We start from the raw sequence: 20,960 nt of genomic DNA on the forward strand, positions 1-20,960 counted from the left end.
CGATGTTAGTTAGTAGACGAAAAGGACATGCAGCAAATCATATCGTCAGAATCAACGGAAAACGAATCGATCTCAAAGCATTAGAGCAAGTCATGATGCTTCATTTTCCGCTAAAGGAATGTGTGTTAATCCCTAAGAAAAATCAAGAAGGCAGCCTCTCGCTTGTGCTATTTGCACAGGCGAAGGACCCTTCGCTAACAAGAGAGGACTTGATGAAAGGCCCGCTTCATCCCTATGAAGTACCAGCCGCTCTCGTCTTATTGCCTTCCTTGCCAAGGGCAGAAAGTGGAGCCATCGATACAGAAGCATTGCTTTCGATTGACATCATAGATGAAGAGGGTTTAAGAAAGATAGAAGAGCGTACGAAAGCCATAGATGGAGTGGAGGAAGCGGCCGCTCTCATTGAAAGTCAGACAGAAAAACAAATGCCTTATCACCTAGATGACCTGTTTCCTAATCGACAGCGTGCGCAAGGGAACGTATCGATCTCGAAGGATGAAGCGGGCGAAACAAAGCAAGCATCCGCTCATGAAAAGCCGCCAGCACTTGTGTATGGCGGGGATGTCATCAAAAAACCAGGCACACCTGTCACACTGACAGAGGTGCTGATTCGATCAGCCTTTATGTCACCTGACCGCGGGGTGACCTATATCAAAGAAGGCGGGCGCACATTGACCCAAACCTATCCTGAGTTACTCACAAACGCAGAACGGGTTCTGTCTGGTTTAAGGAAAGCAGGGCTGACAAATGGCGATCAAGTGTTACTTCAATTAAAAGATCATCATGATTTCATCACCGTGTTTTGGGGCTGTATTCTCGGTGGCATCATTCCGACTCCAGTCTCTGTTCCGCCTGTTTATGATGAGATGAATCAAGGAGTGAACAAGCTCAAGGGCGTGTTTCAGCTGCAAAATGAACCGTTTATTATTACAAAAGAAGCAAGTGCTGAAGACATTGCTGGGCTGCGTGAGACATTTGAGGCAAAAGAAATACCTATTTTAACAGTAGAAACATTGCTTACGTGTGAACCGGATGAACAGCATTATGAGCCAGAGCCGGATGAGCCTGTGCTTCAGCTGCTGTCTTCAGGAAGTACGGGTGTGCCTAAGTGTATCCGTCACAACCATCAAAGTATTTTATCTCGGATCATCTCCTTTGAGCAGACAAATGGCTTTACGCATGAGGATGTGTCGCTTAACTGGATGCCGCTTGATCATGTAGGAGGCATTGTCATGTTTCATGTGCATGACGTCTACCTTGGCTGCCAGCAGATTAGTCCATCCATCGATCAATTTATCGAGCGGCCGATGGTGTGGCTGGATTGGGTAGAAACATACGGCGTCACAAGGACATGGGCACCGAATTTTGCTTTTGCCATGATGAATGAATATGAGGACGACATTCGCAAGGGGAGCTGGGATCTCTCCACACTGACTTATATTATGAATGCAGCCGAAGCGGTTGTTCCAAAAGTGACGCAGCGCTTCATGCATATCATGGGTCAGCACAGATTAAGCCGCCATGCGATGGTGCCGGCGTACGGCATGTCTGAAACATCCTCAGCCATTGTTCAATCAAAGAAATTCATGCGGCATGATGATCAGGATGGACAGCTGACGATTGATCAGACCTCGTTAACAGGTGAAATTCAATACGTGACGCAAGATCATCCGCACAAGATGACGTTTACAGAAGTCGGCGTACCTATTCCGTCTGTATGGGTTCGGATTGTAGACGAGCATCATCATGTGCTGCCAGAAGATCAGGTCGGGCGCTTACAGGTGAAGAGTCCAACGATTATGATGGGCTATGATCAAAATGAGGAAGCCAATCAAGAGGTATTTGCGGAAAATGGCTGGTTTCACACGGGGGATTTAGGATTTATTCACGAAGGGCGTCTTGTTCTGACAGGTCGAGAAAAGGACATCATCGTCATCAACGGAGCCAACTATTTGAATTACGAAATTGAAGCGGTTGTGGAAGAGGTGGACGGGGTTGAAGTCACCTTTGCCGCTGCGTACGGCATTTACAATCCCGAATCAAGCAACGACACGCTTGCCGTCTTTTTTGTCTCGCAAAAAGATTCAATAGAGGAACAAATCACGATGATTCAGCAGATTAGAGAGGCCATCATCCGAAAAATCGGGATAGAGCCTGATCACATCATTCCGGTGAAAAAAGACCAATTTCCGAAAACAGAGAGTGGGAAAATCCAACGTGCCCAGTTAGGTGCAGCGCTAAAAGAGGGAGTATTCCGTGACATTGAAAGGGCACTGGATCTTGCTTCTGAAAATGAACAAACACTCCCAGATTGGTTTTTCAAACGCACTTGGGCAAAGGAGCATATTGGTCCGTCTCAGCCTTCTGCTGATCATGTACTCGTTTTCGAGGATGAAAAAGGGCTGTACCAATCACTTTACGCACAATTTGAACAAAGAAATCAGCCCTATGTTTCTGTGAAAAAAGGGCGTGAATTTTTGCGTTTGTCCAAAGGGATGTACCAGATGAATCCGAGAATCAAGGGGGATTACGTCAGGCTCGCTGCAGCACTTGAAGCAGATGAATTAAAGACAGGGCAGGTACTCCACCTGTGGAATGTGACAGACAAAGAAGCCATCGTTGAGCCTGCGCAGTTCAAAGAAATGCATGCGAGTACCAATCAATCTATTTTGTACTTGTATCAAGCTTGGAGGCAAGAAAACAAAGAGCCAGTCCGGCTTGTCGTGGTGACAAAGGGTGGTCAATTTGTAAGCCCTGAAGACGATCTTCATGTGGAGAAAACGTCGCTCGCTGGTTTATTAAAAACCATCCCGCAAGAATGGGAAGGAGCAGAGGTGTCCCATATTGATATTGAAGCGGAGCGTGTGGAACAGGATGCAAAGCACATTGCTGAAGAGCTGTCAGCGATTCATATAAAAGCAGAGGTGTCATACCGAAACGGGCACAGGTTCGTACCAAAGCTGGAAAAAGTCAATATGATGAAAGCACCTCAAACAGAAGGGTTTTTAGAATATGAAGGTCTTTATTTGCTGACTGGAGGTCTTGGCGGTATTGGATTTGAGCTGTCTAAACAGATGCTCCAATTTGGCCTAAAGCTCGTATTGATTGGAAGGACTTCTCTGGAAGACAGCCTGGAAAAGAAAGAGGCGTTCTCACAGCTAAAAGGCCTCGGTGATGTCATCTATGTACAAGCGGATGTGACCAATTTAGCTGACGTCGAGCGGGCGATTTACAAAGCAGAAAAACACTTTGGTCAATCCATCCGGGGCGTGCTGCATTTAGCCGGGGCAGGCAATGTGTCAGAGCATTTTCAGCATGCGGATAAGTATGCATTGGCTCATACGTCAGAAGAGGATTTCACAAAGGAGCTGTCAGGGAAAGCAGACGGAGCGTTTGTCCTGCAGGAAGCCTTCAAGCATGACCCGGCAGTACCACTCGTCTTTTTTGGATCGGTGAATGGCTTTTTTGGCGGCACAACATTCGGGGCATACTCTGCAGCCAACAGCTTTTTAGATGGACTTGCGCACGCTCTCACCTTTCAAGAAGGAAGACGGGCAATCTCTTTGAACTTCAGCATGTGGGATAATCTTGGTTTGTCTAAGGGACATACCGGCGCAGCGCTAACCGTCCGCAAGGGATTTCAATTGATTGGAAAGAAGCAAGGTCTCCATTCATTATGTCTAGGTGCCCGGCTGAATGAAGCGCATCTATTTATCGGACTAGACGGAGCCAATCCAGAAATCGCTGAGTATCTTCAGCCAGCACCAATTCCGACTTTTGAGAAAAAGCTTTTTTACACGGTTCAGTCTGGCAAAGAAGTGCATGTTGAAGATATCGCAGGCGTAACAAAAGGTGACTGGGATATTCAGCAAGTACAGGAAATACCGAAAAAACAAGATGGCTCTATTGATCATGAAGCCCTCAAGCTGAATCATCACAAAAATGGACAACCCCTTGAAAAACAATTGCCAGAAACGAAAACAGAGCAAATTCTTGCTGCCATATGGGAGGACATTTTAGACGTAGATCGTGTGTACAAAGAGGATCAATTCTTTGATCTTGGCGGGCATTCATTAAAGGCGACTCAAACTATTTCTCGGATCAATCATGAATGTTCAATCAAGGCGCCTTTAAAAATATTATTTGAAAGTAAGCATCTGGCCCATCTGGCGCAAATGGTTGATGACATCAAAGGGGCACCGGCTGTTCAGGAAGCCAAGATTCCAAAGCTTGAAAAGCGAACAAGCTATGAGCTGTCACATGCTCAGAAGCGCATTTGGTTCTTATCCACATTAGAAAAGAGCCATCATTACAATATATTAGGTGCTTGGAAGCTGACAGGACAACTGCACATTCAAGCGTTAACAAAAGCGATCGGTCTCTTAACGAAACGTCATGAAGCACTGCGTGCAACATTTAAATCGCTTGGGGGCAAGCCAGTTCAACTGATACGTGAAGACCTTCCGCCATCCGTCACAGTTGCGAATTTCTCATTATTTAATGAAAAAACGAGAACGAGAAGACTCAAGCAGCTTATTCAGCAAGAGGCAAACCGCGTCTATGATTTAGAAAGAGGACCTCTTTCACAGTGGACGATTGTGGATATGGGCAATGAGGAATTTTATCTTCTTTGCGCGCAGCACCACATCATTTCAGATGCATGGTCGCTCAGCCTGCTCATTCAGGAGTTAGAAGTGGCATATGACGGGCTTCTTTCAGATGAATCGCCGCAGCTCCCGGCGCTGGAAATCGAATGGACAGATTATGTTCATTGGGAAAATGAGCAACTAACGCATCATCAAGCAGACCAAACCTATTGGCTCGATACCTTACAAGGTGAACTTCCAGTGCTAGAGCTGCCGTTTGACCGCCCTCGTTCGCCGGTTCAAACATTTAACGGCGCTACAGAGCAAATCGTCTTGGAAGAACCGCTTATCCGCCGTTTGCAGGCTTTGTCCAAGCAGCAGGGCACAACGCTGTTCATGACGATGCTGTCAGCGTACTACGTCCTGCTTCACAAGCTGTCCGGACAGACAGATATCATCATTGGCTCGCCGATCGCAGGGCGAGATGCCAAACAATCAGAGAAGCTCGTTGGGATGTTTGTGAATACACTTGCGCTGAGGCAGGATATCTCCACAGCAGATACATTTGCTGATGTCATGGAAAACGTGAAAGAGATGACGTTAAAAGCATTTGAGCATCAGCGTTATCCATTTGACAAGCTTGTCGATGATCTTTCGTTGGATAGAGATTTAAGTCGATCGCCTATTTTCCAAGTGGCCATGGGGTATGTAACAGATTCGCTCAATGTAAATCTCAAAGGGCTGACAAGTGAACATGTGATGGTCCATCATACAGTGTCTAAATTTGATCTCACCCTGCATGTATTTGAACAGGGAGATCAGCTGTCGATCCATGTGGAATATAATACAGATTTATTTAATCAAGAGACCATCCATCGTTATATGAATTATTATCTTCATCTGCTAGATGGCATGACGGCTCAGCCTGAACGTACATTTTCTGACTATTGCTTAATGGACAAAGCGGAACAGGCCGCCATGATCATAGGGAAAAACCAAACGGCTACGTCATATCCAAAACGGACCCTTCAAGAGCTGTTTGAAGAACAGGTGCAGCGTGATCCGCACCGTATTGCCTTGTCCTATTTGGAAGAGCACATGACGTATCAAGAGTTGGATGAGAAGGCGACACAGCTTGCTGCTTACTTGCAGTCTAAAGGAGTTGGACCAGGTTCACTGGTACCGATGCTTTTTGATCGTTCCTTTGACATGATTGTCTCGGTGCTAGGTATCGTCAAGTCTGGTGCTGCGTATGTTCCGATGTCACCTGAATATCCAGATGCACGCATCCGCCTCATCGTTCGCGATACGCAAAGTGATGTGATCATCACTCAGTCTCATTTTGCGAGTCGTCTAGTAGACTTTACAGGTACAAAGATTAACATGGACAAGCCGTTATCAGAAACAGATGCAGTGTATCAAAGAGAACAATCGATCATAGGGGAAGCCCAGCTGGCCTATGTCAACTACACATCAGGCTCAACAGGTACACCAAAAGGCGTGATGCTCCCTCATGCAGGAGTTGTCCGCCTGGTTAGAGAAACAAACTATATTGAACTAGGTCCAGATGACAAGATGCTTCAGCTCTCAAACTATGCTTTTGATGCCTTTACATTTGAATTATGGGGAATGCTGCTGAATGGCGGTCAGCTGATTCTGATCCCAAAATATGCCGCACTGAATATGGATGAATTATCACGGTTGATCAAAACGCATCAAGTGACAGCCAACTGTCTGCCAACCGCATTATTCAATCGGCTGGTGGAGCACGATCCAAAAAGTGTAGCAGGCTACCGCACATTACTTGTTGGCGGAGAAGCGATGTCTAGTGAGCATGCACGAAAGGTACTCCCACATATGGAGGGTGTGCTCATCAATGCTTACGGTCCAACAGAAAACACGACCTTAGCAGCAACACATCAAGTCACGCACATGCCAGAGGGTGCAAGATCAGTTCCAATTGGTGTCCCGGTATCGAACTCAACTGTCGTCATTCTAGATGAAGCGCTCAACCCAGTGCCAGCAGGCGTCAAAGGAGAAATCTATATCGGCGGCACAGGGCTGGCAAAAGGATACCTTCATGATCCAGAGCGGACGCAGGAGCGTTTTATTGACAATCCATTTCCTGAACTAGAGGGAGACAAGCTGTATCGTTCAGGTGATCTTGGTACATGGCGTTCAGATGGCACCATTGAATATCTCGGCCGAAAAGACAACCTCGTGAAAATTAGAGGCTACCGGATTGAATGTGGGGAAATTGAAACAGCTCTCCTCAAGCATCCGCAAGTAAAGGAATGTACAGTCATCGCCAAAACGTATGGCAGCTCTAAACGGCTGGCAGCCTACCTTGTCACAGACGGGGAGAATCCTGTTCCGGGCTGGAAAGCATTTTTGCAGGAAAGCCTGCCAGGCTACATGATTCCAAGTTACTTTATTGTAATGGACGAAATGCCAGTCACAACGAACGGAAAGGTTGATCAAAAAGCACTGCCAGAGCCGACAGAAACGATCTCTCTTTCCCAGGGGGATGACAAACCAGTCACCGAAACGCAGGAACAAATTGTCACAGCTTTCAAGGAAGTGCTTGGTGTCAAACAAGTAGGCATGCATGACTCCTTCTTTGATTTAGGCGGCGATTCGATTATGAGTATCCAGGCTGTTGCCAAATTAAAAGAAAAGGGGATTCGTGTTGATCCAAAATGGATTTTCATGCATCCAGCACCTGCGCAGCTAGCCACACATGTGGACGCAATTCCAGAGGCCGGGGAGCATGTCGAAAGGTCTCCGAAGGACTATGTGATTGAGCTGAAAAAAGGCGATCCAGCTGAACCGAGAATATTCTTTGCACCGCCTGCCGGTGGAACGGTCATGGGCTATATCGATGTTGCTAAGCTGATGACACATCAAGGCGCTGTTTATGCCATGCAGTCTCCTGGCTTATATGAGGATGAAGAACCGCAATTCCTTCATTACACAGAGCTTGTCACCATTTTTATTGAAGCCATTGAGACCTTCTATCGACCAGGCATTGACTATCTAGCAGGGCATTCAATGGGCGGGCATCTTGCCTACGGAATGAATCAGCGGCTCTGCCATGCAGGAAAAGCGCCGAAAGGATTGATCATTTTAGATACGGTGCCAGTGCTAAGAGATGAGGCAGATCAGGCGCTCCATGCCGATATGAACGAAGAAGAAGTGAAAATGCTTGCGCTTGTCCTAGGAATGGGAAATCTCGTCGGCATCCAGCCAGAAGCATTACAAGGGCTGAGCTTCCAAGAAGTGAAACAGACAATACTCAAAGAGGCGGAAAAGGATGAAGTGGTTCATCAATTTATGAATGATCAATATTTAGATAAATATTTGCAAATGCAAACGCATAATACGATCATGTCACAAGCCATTGAATTAGAAAAAGAACCATTCCCTGTGCCGTTTTATATTGTACAAAGCAGTGATCACGCCATCGATTTCCAGAAGAAGTTCTCAGACTGGGAGGCTTATACGAAAGGGTCGTGCTCGTATTATCACATCAAAGGAGACCATGTCACCATGATGAAAAGGCCGCAGGCAGATGAACTGGCACGGATTCTTCAAACGATTATAAAGGGGTAAGGACGTATGAATCAGTTATTTAAAACCTTTGAAAAAAAATCAGACCTTATTCAGCTTATTTGTTTTCCTTTTGCAGGCGGTTATTCCGCCTCGTACCGCCCGCTCTTTGAACAGCTAAAAGGCTCTGCCGAAGTAACAGCAGCAGAGCCCCCAGGGCATGGAACCAATCTCATGCCGCTCGAAACGAGCATTGACCAATTGGCTGAGCTGTACAAAGAAGGGCTTACAGGCAACCTGAACCGCCCATTTATCCTGTTCGGACATTCCATGGGAGGACTTGTCGTGTATAGACTGACGCAGCTGCTAGAAAAGGAAGGGGTCTATCCTGCAGCAGTTGTGATCTCGGCCATTCAGCCGCCGCAAACAAAACGGCAGATCCTGACCCATTTATCCAATGAAGCAATTGTTCAGCATATTGCCGAAATGGGCGGGATTCCAAAGGAATTATTAGAGAACAAACCAATGATGGATTACTTTACGCCGTCCTTACGTGCAGACTACCAGGCACTGGAAACCTTCCAGCACAAAGATCAATCCGTCATCGAAACACCCGTTTATTTATTCAATGGAACACAAGATGAAAAATGCATGCAAGATGCAAACGGCTGGCTGCCATGGGCAAAGACCATCAAACGCACCAATTTCGATGGAGGCCACATGTACATCAACACACACCTCGAGCACTTCGCAGAACAGATGAGACATGTGATTGACCTTGCAGCCAAACAACAATTGATAAAGAAATAAGAAAAAACGGCCCATATTGGGTCGTTTTTTACTGAGGAAGAATACTTGAAAACGCTGATATGGCCAAAGAAAATAAGAATAATAATACGAATGGGATGTAAAATTTATAACTTCTATTTTCTTGATTTTTCACGTAGGAATAGCACCATACACTAAATGAGACTATAACAAAAATATTAATATTCCACAAAAATGGAATTGTGATCGTGTGTTCAGCATTAGGTACATTAAAGAGGTATAAAATAATGACAATCAAGTTACCTATTAAGATGAAATAATAAGATAATACCCCTCTTTTAAATATACTTTTATAGGAATCTTTTATTCCAAAAATTATAAAGCTTAGAAAAATGATTAATGAAAAAAATAAAACTTCTACTATAGGCTTGAATACTTCTCCAATAACAGCAAGAGAAATACCTATCCACTTACTAAATTCAATTATATCTTGATTTCCTTCAAGTTGCAGCTCAAGTAGATTTTTATTTATTTCATCCATTTTTAATATAGAAAGGATAAAAGCTATAATACCAGAGAGCATACATACTAATAAAATGTGTTTTTTCATAATAACACCCTTTAACAATATCAAATTTTTATGAAATAAAATTCAATAATAGAAGCAATAAATAAAAAGAAAACCCCGGTTATGAGCTGACTGAAATAGATTTTCCCTTTTGTTTTAAAAGAGATTTTGTCTTTAGATAGTATATACCGCATAATTTGCCTTGATATATCAAATGAGACAAAATAAAAAAGAAACAACCCGACAATTTCCACCGGAGAGTGGAAAATAATATAGTATAGTGCTATGTCAATTCCGTATATATACGTATACGATATGAAAAATGCACCTAGGAAAAACCCATTTAAAAAAATAATAATACTAGATAACAAGCCTAAACTAACTATTCCAGAAACTAATATAAGAAGTGACACAAAAAGGTTATTAAAGAAAATTTCTTGATAGCTGTCAATATTTATGTTGTTTTTAAAATCAATACTATCTATAAATGTTGAAGCAAAAACACTTAAACTAAAACCTCCTAAAAAAAATATAATAAAAACTAAAAAATTTTTAAGATAATTTTTCAAAAAATTTCTTTTCGAGTTGATCTTCATGAAAAGTCACTCCTGAAGATTTTTTTTCTGAGTGAATAATAGTACCATTATCAATAAAAAGGATTTCATCGCATAAGTCTGCTGCAAATTGAATGATATGAGTGGAGAGCAAAATGATTTTGTTGGCTTCTTTGAAATTTCTTAAATGTTTCTTCATGTCAGCCATGTTTGTAGGATCCAAACCTGTAAATGGCTCATCTAATAAAATAATGTTTGGATTATGTAATATTGTTAGAATAAAGGACATTCTTTGTCTCATTCCTCTTGAAAGAGAAGAGGAACGCCGATGTGTTTGCTCTTCTAATCCATAGTTACGCAACATCTCATTGATCTGGTCATTTTCTAAAGGTTGTTCTACAAGCATAGATTGATATTTTACCAATTCAAAACAAGTTAAGTTTTCAAATAGAGTTGGATCGTCTTCCATATATCCTATAGATGAGAAATTTTGCTTGCTATGATTTATCAATATTTGGCCTTCATCAGGTTGTATTAATCCAGCTATCATTTCTAGAATAGTAGTTTTTCCAGCACCGTTTTTACCTAATAAGCCAATTATTGAACCTTCTTTGAAATGCATCTCAGAAATCATAACTTTAAAGTTAGAATCTTTATATTCTTTAGTTAGATTATGAAGTGATAACATACAATCCCTCACTCAAATAATGTTTTAAATGATTTGTAGTTTTTATTTATTGTTCTATCCCAAAATCTAATTATTAAAAATATAATAATAAGTGAACTAGTGACCATAACGATATTTGTTACAATAAAATATACTGTGCTATAGGATGAAATTACTGATAAAGCTAAAATGAAACCATAACAAATATTTAAAGTCAATTTACTAAGGGAACTAGGAACTTGATAAACAAATTCCCACTTGAAATATGGAAATACGACAGTAGAACCTACAGTGCAAATAGCTACAAGTATACAGGTGTTTACTAAAGTGATTATCACGTATACAGGCTCATCTAGTTTTATTGTGAAACTTGAAAAAATGGTGTATAAAATACAAAACAACAAATGTAGTATGATAGATAAAATAACCTTATTTTTGATTTTATTTTTAACTAAGTTAGGTAATTTTCGTTTTAAAGGGAGAATGGGACCGTCAATATCAAAAGAAACATACGGTTGTATTGCATTTGATATAAAAATCATAGGAAAAATAACACTAAAAATAAATAAAAAATCATTTTCTATATTTAATGTTTCAAGTTGGTTCGTATTAACACCATAAAGAATTAGACCAAACAGTCCCCCGGATATTGTTAATATAAATAATAATACTGACCATTGAATAGGGGGATTTCTCATGAGGAGTGTAATTTCATAAAACAATATATGATTAAATTTTCTAGATGTCCCTTTTTGTTCTTTCGCTTTTTTCTGGAAATGGAAAATTGGCACATTACGAACGTTTCTTCTCCAATAAATCACTAAAAGTATACTAATGAATGTGAAGGCTAAAATAATATATATTGAATAACTAGATAAAGAACTTTTTAATAAATTGAATTTGAATACAGTGAATACCCAAAGTGCAATGAGACCTGTAGTTATATATCCAATAGTTGATGAAATTGCGAAAAATTTGGTGTTTGAAAGTAGTAACAATACATGCAATCTAAGTAGGTAACCTAAGATGAAAGAAGTGATGGCCAGAGCTGCTAGTGTTAAAGATCCTTGAAACCCATGTATACTTAAATTTGTTAAGTAAGAACCTAGAATGAAGAATAATAATCCAACCATAATACTAAAAAACTTACTCATATCTTTACCGAAAATATATTGATCTAGCTGGAGTTTTAAAATAGCCATCTGTTTTTTATCTGAAGAGAAAAGTATCCTCATTAAACTCTTATCAATATTTACTGTGAACATTAATATAAACAACGATAGATAGATTATTGATAAATTTTTAACTAAGTAAGTAGTTAATACACCTAGTAATAGGGGAGTAATTATGTATAAGAAAGAAAAAAATACAAAAATGAGAGCATTATTACGTTGATGTCTTCTTAAATCATTGATTAACAAGATTTTTGTGTATATTAAATATTTATGCATTTACAACACTTCCATTTTAAAGGTGTAAAGAGAAGGCGTTTACACCTTCTCTATAAAAATTCATTTTTTAGAAAGCAATAGCGTATTTAACCCCATATTTTCTAGCATAACTAATTACTAGAGAGGCAATAGCACCAAGTCCAAAAGTACCTAAGACAGCAGCAATAGCACCAACTGTACCAGCAGCATTTAGAATTGCACTAATAGAAGTTAATGCCCAAGTAGGTATTTGAGGATAGTTTGCTGCTAGATTTGCAAAAGGTGTGACTGGTTCAAGAGTCAATAAAATCATAGTTGTTAAAGTTAAAGTGAAAATAAGACTCAAGCCTAGGATTGCGAACAATCTATTTTTTAAACCCATTTCCATATTTAACACCTCCCCCCCTTGATTATATACCCATATTATACATAAAAAGGATTTTAGATAAATAGGTTTTTTATACTGTATTTTCCATTATAATGGAAAATTTAGATTTATTTTGATGAAATAACAGGACTGATGGCGAATTTATTCAGAAAATAACACCTCATAAACTTGTATTTTATTAATTTGATAATGATAATACTTCAGTAACTATCTATGAAGTGCGAAGTAAATAGAACCATTATGTAATTCTAACTATTTTGTTACAATATTTCTCGCTTGGATAAATAGAGGAAGGTGCATTGACCTGACAAGCAATCAACACTTCATCAGACATTAAAAAAAGCGGTCCTCGTTTGAGAGACCGCTTTTTCTTATGAATTCCGCTTCTTCACTACATTCCCGCCAATCACTCCGCCAATAACCAGCACACCTCCGATGAGATGATACCAATCGATTGTTTCATGTAAAATGAGAACCCCAGCGGCGACCGTAATAAACGCAGATAAATTGTTAAAGATGCTGACCTTTGCCGCTTCAAGCTGAGAGAGGGCATAGTTGGATAAATATGCCGTGAGAAGTGAAGAAAGAATGCCTAAAAAGAGCATTGACCATACAAAGGATGCTTGTGTAAATGGGCTGAAAAATTGCGGCATTGTCCCGTTGACCGAATGCCGAATGAGCGCAGCGGCATTGAAGAAGACAAACCCAAAGAATGTCATCACGAAGGTGAGTTCAATCACATGGAAGCGCCGTGTAATCACCCGGGCAAATACACTATATGCACTGGAGGATAAGGCTGAAAGCAATATCAGCACATAGCCGATCATGTGTGAATGCTTTACATCAATTCCTTTCATAACAAAGAGAAGCATCACCCCGCACACAGAAAGAATGGTAAACAGCACTTGTATCCATGTCGCGCGTTCCTTTAAAAACCACGCGGCCAGCACCATCGTCAGAATGGGAATCGTTGCCTGAATAATACCAGCCTCTGACGAAGAGGTATACATCAGCCCCCATACTTGAAAAGCAAAAAACAACACAGGGTAAAGCAAGGAAAACGGTACGATGTAGAGAAGATCACGCCATTGAATAGAGAGACGGTTCTTCTTTCGTAAAAATGGATACAGCAATAGTGCGGCTGCAAAAGAAATCGTAAAGCGGTGTGCCAATAAATCGATCGGATTTGCTGATTCTAATGCAATTTTGACAAACAAAAATGAAAAACCAATAATCGTGGCGTAGCCTATCGCGGCAGCATACGCTTTCTGTTTTGAAATGTTCACAAGTTGACTCCTTACACGAGCATGCATGCTTCAGATGAATTGACCGGTTCTGTTCTTCTATCGTAATCGGATCATCTAAGGTGTACAATAAGAGAACATGATATCTGTACCGGTACAAGGAGGAAGCGGTGTGAGGAAATATGATCAGCTTATTCTCAGCTTAAAAGAGAAAATGGCGTCTGGTGAATACAGTGCTGGCATGAAGATCCCTTCCATTCGCCATTTAGCAACTCAATATGCAGTGAGTAAAAGCACTGTCATCAAAGCGCTGGACACATTAGAACGTGAACATCTGCTGTATTCTGTAGAAAGAAGCGGCTATTATGTCGTGAAAACGAAGCAGTCGGCGGGCAAACAGGATAGCACATGGATTGATTTTGCTTCATCTGCACCTGATCCCGTTGTGTTTCCATATGTCGATTTTCAGCACTGCATCAACCAAGCGATTGATTTGTATCAAAATGACTTGTTTATTTATGGCACAGCCAACGGCTTACCATCGCTGCTGCCAGTCATTTCTAAGCGATTAATGGATTATCAAGTATTTGCAAATCCAGAACAGATCGTCATGACCTCTGGTATTCAGCTGGCGTTATCCATTTTAAGCACCATCCCTTTTCCGAATGGAAAACAGACCATACTAGTCGAACAGCCTGGCTATCACCTATATCTCCAATATTTAGAGAAAAATCAACTGCCTGTGCGGGGGATTCAGCGGACGGAAAAGGGAATTGATCTTCAGGAATTGGAGCGTATCTTTCGAGAAGAGGAGATTCGTTTTTTCTATACGATGCCAAGGTTTCAAAACCCGCTTGGAACGAGCTTGTCAAAACAGGAGAAAAGAGCGATTGCAGCCCTTGCTGAGAAATATGATGTCTATATCGTTGAAGATGATTATATAGCCGATTTAGAATTCGACGCAAAAAGAGACCCGATCTATTCGTATGATCAGGCGGGTAAGGTCATTTATTTAAAAAGCTTCTCCAAAATCATCTTTCCAGGACTTCGAACAGGAGCAGTCGTTTTACCTGAGGAACTGATTGGACCTTTTAGTGAACACAAACGGCTCATTGACATCGACAGCTCCATGCTGTCACAGGCAGCCTTAGAAATATATTTAAAAAGCGGGATGTTTGAACGGCATCGAGACAGAATGCAGACAACCTATCGCAACCGATCCAAACAGCTGGTGACTTGTCTGAAAAATGATCAAATCGCTTATCAACTGGGAGAAGAGGAGCCAGCTACCCATACACATCTTCGTGTCGATCGATCAATTCCGATGAATCAGCTCATTCAGCAGCTGAAAAAGGCATCTGTTTCCATTCAGTCAATCGGCCGCCACTACCTGTCGACCCATCAAAAAGACCCCATTCTTCAGCTGAACATCTGGCATGTGAAAGAAGACCAAATCACACGTGGAGTCGAATTGCTAAAGACAGCACTTCAGCAAATTGGGCGATATTAAAGACGGGACAGTACATCTTTGCAAGAGAGTATCTCAACACGTTCAGCCGCAGAAGGTTTTCGTGTGCACACCGCCATTTGGTAGGCAGGATCGAGTGAGTATGTTTGAACAAAGCAGGGCGCTTCATGATCAGGTAATGTCAACGTCGCCTGTCCATCCTCTGACAGACGGGCTGTAAAGGACGAAAGACCATAAGATAATCCCTTTCCAGTCAGCTTGATAAAGGCCTCCTTCATTGACCATAGATGAAAGAAGTAGGCTTCCTGCCGTTCTGCCGGTTGTGAAAGTAAATCCTCATACTCATCTGCTGAAAAAAATCGTTTAGCAATCGCTAGATCAATCGGTTTGATCTCCTCAATATCAATACCTACAGGTGCATCATCTATTGCGCATACGACCCAATCACCAGAGTGAGAAAGATTAAAGTGAAAAGAAGGAATGTGCCGGACGACAGGCTTGCCATTGCCCTCTGTTGCAAAAACGATTTGATCAATAGGCAGATCGTACATATCATGGATCATTTGACGAACCAGCACCTCACCTAACAGGGTCCTTCTTGCATCGACCAAAAAACGAAAGCGCTCAGCCGCAGCACGCTTTGCAGGTGATACAAAGGGTTTCAGGCAATCGATTTGTTGTCGTGCACCTATTTCATCTAAGTGTAGTAATTGGATAGCAAATATCTTCATAACGAACCTCAATTTTTTACATTGATTGTAACATTGGTGAGCGCCGTACAAAAGGGAAACAGCCTCCTTTTCACTGAAAGCCTAAAATGACAGATGTAGGCTTATTTCATCTTATGAATATAAGAAAAATCTGTTTATTTATTTCAGCACAAGAAAAGCCATTCTTTTTGTAGAATGGCTTGTTCTTATCTGATAAGCGTTTGAACAGGTTTCTCTGCTGTTTTAGTAATAAGCAGCTGCAGGAGCCGTGTAGACTGCGGCAAGGAGAAACGAAGGACGATACCTGTAAAAATAGCAGTCAGAATCGTGCCAATGCCAATCGGTCCGCCGAGCATCCATGCAAATAAAAGCACTGTTAACTCAATGCCATTTCGAACCCACTGCACGTTCAATCCTGTTTTCGCTGAGATGAGCAGCATTAATGAATCTCTTGGCCCGGCGCCAAGATTGGCTGAGACATAAATGCCAACACCATACCCTGATACCACAACGCCTGTAATAAACACATATAAAGCGGGTAAATACCCATGTGGTGCAGGCAATACCGCATTAAAGAAATCTATAAACACGCCAATCAGCACCATGTTCAATAATGCGCCGATCTTTGGAAATGATTTCGTAAAAACAGAAGTCAGTGTCACGATCAGTGCACCAATAATGATGGACCACTGTCCAATCGTGAGTCCAAAATGCTGAAACAGTCCGTAGTGGAAAGCGTCCCAAGGACCAATCCCAAGAATCTTTCCTTTCACTGTCAGCGATAATCCAAAAGCTAGTACGATCAATCCAACAAAATAAAAAAACCAACGTAAAAGATGTTCCCGCTTCAAAAGCATTCCCTTCTTTCTTAAACACTCGAATTCAATCGTAACATACTCCCACGCCCCTTTAAATGGCTTTGCTCAATTGTAATCGCTTACTTTTAAAAATATGAAAAAAGGCTGCTCTCATCACGTGAGAACAGCCTTTTTTCATCATACTGGATTCAAAATCCGGTTTAAGAATTGTTTTGTTCGTTCTTCCTTCGGTCGTTTGAAGATTTCTTCCGGAGGGCCTTGTTCGACGATGACGCCGCCATCAATAAAAATCACTTCGTCTGCCACTTCTTGGGCAAACTTGATTTCATGTGTGACAACTGCCATGGTCCAGCCTTCTTTCGCTAGATCCTTCATGACCTTTAAGACTTCCCCGACAAGCTCAGGGTCAAGTGCAGAGGTTGGTTCATCAAAAAGCATGAGCTCTGGCTGAATGGCAAGTGCACGGGCGATCCCGACACGCTGCTTTTGACCGCCTGAGAGCTGGAATGGATACAGATCCTTTTTATCTTCAAGACCGACCTTTTGCAAGAGCTGGATGGCTTCTTTTCGAACCGTTTCCTTTGGACGGCGCTGTACTTGAACAGGACCTTCCATCACATTTTCAAGCACTGTGCGGTGTGGAAACAGGTGATAATCCTGAAACACCATTCCTGATTTTCGGCGAAGCTTCAGCAGATCAGCTGATTTATTTTTTTTCGAAAAATCTATCGAGAAATCATCGAAGGTAAAGGAGCCGCCATTTGGTGTTTCAAGTGCATTTAAACAGCGAAGCATCGTTGTTTTTCCTGAACCTGATGGGCCAAGAATGGCTACAACCTGCCCTTTGTTGATCGTAAAATCTATTGACTTTAAAATCTCATTTTCACCAAAGGATTTCTTAAGACCTTTGACTGTTAGCATGTCGTTCCCTCCTTACCTTGCGACATATCGATCAAGTCGTTTTTCAATTTGATGCTGAACGAGCGATAGAATGAAGCAGAATACCCAATAGATCAGGGCTGCTTCCATATAAATGAACAATATCTGATCCAAGTTCGCTGCAGCAATTTCCTGAGACTTACGGAAAAGCTCTGCCACGAGGATTTGAGAGGCAAGAGATGTATCCTTCACCAAACTAATGAATGAATTAGATAGCGGCGGAATCGATACACGCACAGCCTGCGGTAAAATGACGCGGACGAGTGTTTTACGATGCGTCATCCCGATCGAATAACCAGCTTCCCATTGTCCTTTTGGAACAGACAGGACGGATGCACGAATAATTTCCGATGCATACGCACCTACGTTTAATGAAAAAGCAATAATGGCACTTGGATATGGATCCAGTGTGATATTAAATGTCGGAAAGAAATAGAAAATAATAAACAATTGCACAAAAAGCGGCGTTCCGCGAACGGCCGACACATAGATGGAGAAAATCCATCTGAGGGCTTTGATTTTAGACATTCTAGCAAGAGCTGTCACAAGCGCGATAAAAATACCAATGATAAAGGCAATGATGGCGAGGGGAATTGTATAATAAATCCCCTGCATCACCATTGGCCAAAAAGATTGCTGAAGAAGATCCCAAGGAATGACGACTCCTAGGGTATTACTTTGTAACATCTTCACCAAACCATTTCTTAGAAATCTTAGCAAGTGTACCGTCTTTTTTCATTTCTTTTAATGCGCCATTCACTTTGTCAACGACTTCGCCGCTGCCTTTTCTGAATGCAAAGTAAGTTTCTTGAGGATCTCCTGTTTCAAATGCAACTTTTAGGTTTTTGTTCCCGCTTGTTTTCAAGTAATTCAATACAGCCAGCTTGTCATTGAACGTCAGATCAGCACGTCCTTGCTGAATCAATTGAATCGATTGTGCAAGGCCTTCAACGCCTTCAATTTTAGCACCAGCATCTGTAGCTAGTTTATTGTAATTACTTGTTAAAGATTGTGCTGCTTTTTTGCCTTTTACATCAGATAGTTTCTTGATGTCGTTGTTATCTGATTTTGTCACAACAATGGCTTGAGACGTTGTGTATTTATCAGAGAACTCATATTGATTTTCACGTCCAGTTTTACCAACTTGGTTCGCTACCACGTCAAAACGTTTTGAATTCAGTCCAGCAAACATGCTGTCCCATTGTGTTTCTTTGAATTCAGGTTTTAAGTCAAGACGTTTTGCTACTTCTGTGATGACTTCTACATCGTAGCCAGTTAATTTATCTGTCTTTTTGTCATGGAATGTGAAAGGAGCATAAGTACCCTCTGTTCCGATCGTCAGAACACCTTTATCCTGAATGGATTTCCAAAGGTCACCTGATTCCTTAGACCCAGATTGTTTATTCGCGTTGTCGCTTGCACCAGATCCACATGCCGTGATCAATGCAACACAAGCGCCTAACATAATGGCAAAGAACATTTTTTTCATTTTATTCCCCACTTTTCTTGTTGGTATTTACAACATATGATCTTACAGAGAAGCAACCTAAAAGTAAAGCATTTGAAACTAGCTTGAGCGAATCTCACCAACTTTATGCCCGCAACCCATTTCTTTCAAACCTCTAACGTCTATAAAGCCTATCATCTTTTATTTGTGCGAACATTAGTAAAATAAAGACTTTGAGACAGTGACCATAGAAGGAAGAATATTTATTATAAAAGATGTATAATTAGTAGGTTGTTTTGAAAATGGAATGAATCACATGGAGACATGTTTTGATAACTGAGCATCTTAGAAGAAGGAGGGCATCATTGTGGATGTTGGACAAAATCAGCCCGAACAACTGAAAAGGGCGATGACCTCCCGCCATTTATTTATGATTTCACTTGGCGGTGTCATTGGGACAGGCTTTTTCTTAGGAACGGGCTATACGATTGGACAAGCAGGGCCAGTTGGAGCCGTTCTTTCTTATATTGTGGGCGGATTGATTATGTATTTAACCATGCTGTGTCTTGGAGAGTTGTCGGTCGCACTTCCTGTGTCGGGGTCGTTTCATACGTATGCGACGAAATTTGTCAGCCCTGCAGCGGGTTTTGCTGTCGGCTGGATTTATTGGCTTGGCTGGGCGGCAACGGTCGCCCTAGAATTCTTATCAGCAGGACAGCTGATGAGGCGCTGGCTCCCGCAAGTGGATGTGTGGATTTGGTGTCTCATATTTGGAATGTGTCTTTTCTTATTAAATGCCCGGTCGGCGAAAGCGTTCGGGGAGTCGGAGTTTTTCTTTTCAACCATTAAGATTATTGCGATTTTACTCTTTATAGGTGTAGGCGGAGCGGCGATGTTTGGTTTTATTGAAACAACGAGCGGTGAACCTGCCCCTTACTTCAGTCATTTTGTGAGTGATGGTTTGTTTCCAAATGGATTGCTCGCCGTTGTGGTCACGATGATCACCGTGAACTTTTCATTCCAAGGAACAGAGCTGATCGGGATTGCGGCAGGGGAAAGTGAAAACCCTGAAAAAACCGTTCCTCGTTCGATTCATCAGACGGTTTGGCGTACACTCGTCTTTTTCGTCTTATCCATCTTTGTCTTAGCGGGTATGGTGCCTTGGAAGGAAGCGAGTGTGCTGCAAAGTCCATTTGTTACTGTATTTGAGAGAACGGGAATTCCTTTTGCGGCAGACATCATGAACTTTGTCATTATCATCGCTTTATTATCTGTTGCCAACTCTGGCTTGTATGCATCGACGAGAATGCTGTATTCCTTATCGAAGGAAGGAATGGCAGGAAAAGCATTTAGACGTGTGAATCAGCGCGGTATTCCGATGAATGCCTTACTGCTCACGTTCCTGTTTACAGGGATTTCGCTATTATCCGGGTTCTTTGCAGAGAAAACAGTATTTGCCTGGATCGTGTCCATTGCCGGCATGAGTGCCCAGACTGGCTGGATCACCATTACATTATCACAGATGCTTTTCCGCAGAAGATATCTTAAAGCAGGCGGAAAGCTGGAAAACTTAAAATTTAAAACCCCTCTCTATCCGGTTCTGCCAATTATTGCGATTACACTCAACACAATCGTTTTAATCAGCCTTGCCTTTGATAAGGAACAGCGCATTGGGTTATATGTCGGCGTCCCTCTCATGATCATTGGGTATGTCGTCTATCACCGCTATGTGAAAAAGCATCAGGCGAAAAGTGAACCGCTTAAGCTGCAAATCCATGGAGATGATGAGATTCGGTTTTAAACCAGAAAAAGAAGCCAACCCAA

Annotated in this window: 15 protein-coding genes; 4 read left to right on the forward strand and 11 right to left on the reverse strand. The window is 41.7% G+C overall.

From position 1 onward, the window contains the following. The first annotated feature begins 2 nt into the window (after positions 1-2). Together ACP7A0_RS10950 and ACP7A0_RS10955 are read left to right on the forward strand one after the other, a co-directional pair. The gene (locus ACP7A0_RS10950) at positions 3-8,198 is read left to right on the forward strand and encodes an amino acid adenylation domain-containing protein (protein ID WP_426005113.1); all 8,196 of its coding nucleotides are present in this window, start codon (positions 3-5) and stop codon (positions 8,196-8,198) included. Positions 8,199-8,204: 6 nt separating this feature from the next. Next, positions 8,205-8,945, forward strand: coding sequence for a thioesterase II family protein (locus ACP7A0_RS10955; protein ID WP_426005115.1), 741 nt, complete (start codon positions 8,205-8,207; stop codon positions 8,943-8,945). Between the two features lie 28 nt (positions 8,946-8,973). Here the strand turns inward: ACP7A0_RS10955 and ACP7A0_RS10960 are convergent, their stop codons facing one another. From ACP7A0_RS10960 to ACP7A0_RS10985, 6 genes are all read right to left on the reverse strand, one after another. Further along, positions 8,974-9,513, reverse strand: coding sequence for a hypothetical protein (locus tag ACP7A0_RS10960; RefSeq protein ID WP_034664129.1), 540 nt, complete (start codon positions 9,511-9,513; stop codon positions 8,974-8,976). A gap of 20 nt (positions 9,514-9,533) precedes the next feature. Beyond that, positions 9,534-10,067 (reverse strand): stage II sporulation protein M, encoded by a 534-nt coding sequence (locus ACP7A0_RS10965; protein WP_034664127.1) that lies wholly within the window; start codon positions 10,065-10,067, stop codon positions 9,534-9,536. Continuing rightward, positions 10,024-10,713 carry an ABC transporter ATP-binding protein gene (locus ACP7A0_RS10970; RefSeq protein ID WP_034664125.1) on the reverse strand — a complete coding sequence of 230 codons (690 nt, stop codon included), beginning with the start codon at positions 10,711-10,713 and terminating at the stop codon, positions 10,024-10,026. Before ACP7A0_RS10970 ends, ACP7A0_RS10965 begins: the two co-directional genes overlap by 44 nt. An 8-nt stretch (positions 10,714-10,721) precedes the next feature. Next, positions 10,722-12,143, reverse strand: coding sequence for a hypothetical protein (locus tag ACP7A0_RS10975; RefSeq protein WP_034664123.1), 1,422 nt, complete (start codon positions 12,141-12,143; stop codon positions 10,722-10,724). Between the two features lie 67 nt (positions 12,144-12,210). Further along, positions 12,211-12,510 (reverse strand): hypothetical protein, encoded by a 300-nt coding sequence (locus ACP7A0_RS10980; protein ID WP_034664121.1) that lies wholly within the window; start codon positions 12,508-12,510, stop codon positions 12,211-12,213. 371 nt (positions 12,511-12,881) lie between these two features. After that, positions 12,882-13,796: a DMT family transporter gene (locus ACP7A0_RS10985; RefSeq protein WP_034664118.1), complete on the reverse strand. Its 915-nt coding sequence runs from the start codon at positions 13,794-13,796 to the stop codon at positions 12,882-12,884. Positions 13,797-13,926: 130 nt separating this feature from the next. Here ACP7A0_RS10985 and ACP7A0_RS10990 point away from each other — a divergent pair, with 130 nt between their 5' ends. After that, positions 13,927-15,264, forward strand: coding sequence for a PLP-dependent aminotransferase family protein (locus tag ACP7A0_RS10990; protein ID WP_426005118.1), 1,338 nt, complete (start codon positions 13,927-13,929; stop codon positions 15,262-15,264). Here ACP7A0_RS10990 and ACP7A0_RS10995 read toward each other — a convergent pair. The 5 genes from ACP7A0_RS10995 to tcyA all read right to left on the reverse strand — a co-directional run bounded on the left by ACP7A0_RS10995 (position 15,261) and on the right by tcyA (position 19,178). Next, positions 15,261-15,953 (reverse strand): 4'-phosphopantetheinyl transferase family protein, encoded by a 693-nt coding sequence (locus ACP7A0_RS10995; RefSeq protein WP_060595526.1) that lies wholly within the window; start codon positions 15,951-15,953, stop codon positions 15,261-15,263. The genes ACP7A0_RS10990 and ACP7A0_RS10995 overlap by 4 nt on opposite strands. 185 nt (positions 15,954-16,138) lie before the next feature. Further along, the gene (locus ACP7A0_RS11000; protein WP_034664112.1) at positions 16,139-16,783 is read right to left on the reverse strand and encodes a YczE/YyaS/YitT family protein; all 645 of its coding nucleotides are present in this window, start codon (positions 16,781-16,783) and stop codon (positions 16,139-16,141) included. 144 nt (positions 16,784-16,927) lie between these two features. After that, positions 16,928-17,671: an amino acid ABC transporter ATP-binding protein gene (locus ACP7A0_RS11005; protein WP_003214030.1), complete on the reverse strand. Its 744-nt coding sequence runs from the start codon at positions 17,669-17,671 to the stop codon at positions 16,928-16,930. 12 nt (positions 17,672-17,683) lie between these two features. Further along, the gene (locus ACP7A0_RS11010) at positions 17,684-18,376 is read right to left on the reverse strand and encodes an amino acid ABC transporter permease (protein WP_034325166.1); all 693 of its coding nucleotides are present in this window, start codon (positions 18,374-18,376) and stop codon (positions 17,684-17,686) included. Further along, positions 18,363-19,178, reverse strand: a complete 816-nt coding sequence (gene tcyA, locus ACP7A0_RS11015; RefSeq protein WP_003213831.1) for a cystine ABC transporter substrate-binding lipoprotein TcyA — start codon at positions 19,176-19,178, stop codon at positions 18,363-18,365. The genes ACP7A0_RS11010 and tcyA overlap by 14 nt, the downstream gene beginning before the upstream one ends. Before the next feature lie 325 nt (positions 19,179-19,503). Here tcyA and ACP7A0_RS11020 point away from each other — a divergent pair, with 325 nt between their 5' ends. Further along, on the forward strand, positions 19,504-20,937 hold the full coding sequence (locus tag ACP7A0_RS11020; protein WP_081311447.1) for an amino acid permease: 1,434 nt from the start codon (positions 19,504-19,506) through the stop codon (positions 20,935-20,937). The last annotated feature ends 23 nt before the right edge of the window (positions 20,938-20,960 follow it).

This window comes from Bacillus sp. DWP3-1 (assembly GCF_049896565.1).
In the GTDB taxonomy this organism is placed as follows: domain Bacteria; phylum Bacillota; class Bacilli; order Bacillales; family Bacillaceae; genus Bacillus.